Source organism: Aeromonas sp. HMWF014 (genome assembly GCF_963878295.1).
Taxonomy (GTDB): domain Bacteria; phylum Pseudomonadota; class Gammaproteobacteria; order Enterobacterales; family Aeromonadaceae; genus Aeromonas; species Aeromonas popoffii.
The window spans coordinates 1-2,195 of the sequence record NZ_CAWNYS010000131.1 but is presented as its reverse complement, the minus strand read 5'-3'; the positions used below and the strand labels follow the sequence as shown (position 1 = coordinate 2,195).

3 protein-coding genes are annotated in these 2,195 nt (G+C 64.6%); 2 read left to right on the top strand and 1 reads right to left on the bottom strand.

The window, feature by feature from the left end:
• Nucleotides 1-841: deoxyribonuclease IV (nfo, locus tag AAC083_RS05210; RefSeq protein ID WP_108536024.1), on the top strand; the 841-nt coding region annotated here is incomplete at its 5' end.
• Between the two features lie 21 nt (nucleotides 842-862).
• A complete protein-coding gene (locus AAC083_RS05205) occupies nucleotides 863-1,852 on the top strand; it encodes a Gfo/Idh/MocA family protein (RefSeq protein WP_108536023.1) in 990 nt (329 codons plus the stop codon).
• A gap of 112 nt (nucleotides 1,853-1,964) precedes the next feature.
• Here the strand turns inward: AAC083_RS05205 and AAC083_RS05200 are convergent.
• Nucleotides 1,965-2,195, bottom strand: a 231-nt coding sequence (locus tag AAC083_RS05200; RefSeq protein WP_258224609.1) for a LysR substrate-binding domain-containing protein, incomplete at its 5' end; no start/stop codon positions are given.

The window sequence follows — 2,195 nt, the reverse complement described above, 5'->3', positions numbered from 1 at the left end:
ATATATCGGAGCCCACGTCAGTGCCGCCGGTGGGGTGGAGAACACCATAGCCCGCGCAGAGGCTATCGGCGCAAACGCCTTCGCCCTGTTTACCAAGAATCAGCGCCAGTGGCAGGCCGCGCCGCTGTCGGAGGCCAGCATTCGCGCCTTCAAGCTGGCCTGCGAGAAAGCCGGCTTTCGCCCCGAGCAGATCCTGCCCCATGACAGCTATCTCATCAATCTGGGCCATCCCGATCCCGATGGACTCGCCAAGTCTCGCGATGCGTTTCTCGATGAGATAAAGCGCTGCGAGCAGCTCGGGCTTTGCTACCTCAATTTCCACCCCGGCAGCCACCTGAAACAGATCCCGGAAGCGGCCAGCCTGACACTGGTGAGCGAGTCCATTAACTGGGCGCTGGAACGCAGCCAAGGGGTAACAGCGGTGATCGAAAATACCGCCGGGCAGGGCACCAACCTCGGCTGGTCGTTTGAACACCTGGCCACCCTCATCGACGGGGTGGAGGACAAGAGTCGGGTCGGTGTCTGTTTCGATACCTGCCACGCCTTCGCCGCCGGTTACGATCTGCGCACCCCTGAGTCCTGTGCCCAGGTGTTCGCCGATTTCGATCGCATCGTCGGCTTCCAGTATCTCAAGGGGATGCACATCAACGGCGCCAAGTGCACCTTCGGCAGCCGGGTCGATCGTCATCACAGCCTGCAGCAGGGCAATCTGGGGGAGGCGGTATTCCACCACATCATGAATGACGACCGCTTCGACGGCATTCCGCTGATCCTGGAGACCATCGACGAGACGATCTGGGGCGACGAGATCCGCTGGCTGCGCAGTCTGGCCAAGGCATAACCCGTGCAGGAGACAGAACGGATGCAAACAGAGGGGCTGAGCGGGGCGCCACTGCGCTGGGGCATTGCCGGAGCAGGGGCCATTGCCCGTCGCTTCTGCCGGGACGTGAATGAACATGCCAGCCTGGGGCAAGTGGTGGCGATCGCCGCCCGTGATCAGGCGCGGGCCCGGGCCTTTGCCGAGGAGCAGGGGCTACCCCTTGCCTATGATGGCTATCAGGCGCTGGCGGCAAGTGCGGAGGTGGAGGCTGTCTACGTGGCGGTGATCCATCCCGAGCATGCCGCCCTGATCAGGCAGATGTTGCTGGCGGGCAAGCACGTGCTGGTGGAAAAACCGGCGGTGACTCACGTCGCTGATTGGGATGCGCTGGTGCAGCTCGCCCAGGTCCGTGGCCTGCTGCTGATGGAGGCGATGAAGGTTATGTGCTTCCCCGCCATGCGCACGTTGCTCCAGCGGCTCAGTGCCATGCCGGCACCCAACCGGCTGCGGGCGGCCTTCGGCTCGGTACAGGCGCGAGACGGCAAGCTGTTTGATCCCGCACTGGCCGGGGGCGCCGCCTGGGATGTGGGTGTCTATCCGCTCTGGCTCTACGCCGCGATCTGCCTGCAGCGGGATCTCCCGGCGGGGGAGCCAGAGGTGCGTCTGGTACGCCAAACGGGCGAGGTGGATGAGTCGGTGCATTTTGCCTTTACCGGCCCCCTTGCGGCCGAGCTGGATGCCTCCATCGTCCAGGATCTCGACAAGGCGGCGTATCTGGGCGGCGAGGGCTGGGCCCTGCAACTGGTCGGCAAGTGGTGGAACCCACAACAGGTTCGCTGGCTCACGGGCGATCCCTTGCCTGCCTGGCCGGGAGACATAGCAGAGCCGGTGGCAGGCGGTGGCATGCAGCATGAGGCGGATCATTTCGCCGCCTGTGTCAGGCAGGGATTGAACGACTCCCCCTGGGTGCCGCAGGCCCTGACCAGAGACGTGCTGGGGTGGGTCGAGCGCGGCTTGCAAGTCGGCTCGTGATCATGGCTATGCAGAGAGGGCGCCGGAGCGCCCTCTCTTTTTATCTGATCGCTTGCCGGCTTGAGCGGGAAGTGGCGAGAGACAGGCTGGCGCGCGAGGGGCGTCGAGCACCCTATCTGCTCGTTGGTGACCCTGCTGTGGCCGCCTGAGGTTGAGGCAGGGCACCCTCTTGTGCGCGGCAAAACTGCAGGAAGCGGCGCAGGGTGGCCGAGTGGTATTTTTGCCGATGCCAGATGAGGGAGAGCTGGCGGGGAAACCGCCGGGCAAGGGAGAAGGCGACCAGCCGACCGGCCTGCAACCTGTCCGATACCGCCAGGCGGGAGATGAAAGAGATCCCCAGCCC

What these genes read in the sequence shown, in the direction of transcription:
- AAC083_RS05205 (WP_108536023.1), top strand. Translation starts at nt 863, where the DNA reads ATGCAAACAGAGGGGCTGAGCGGGGCGCCACTGCGCTGGGGCATTGCC.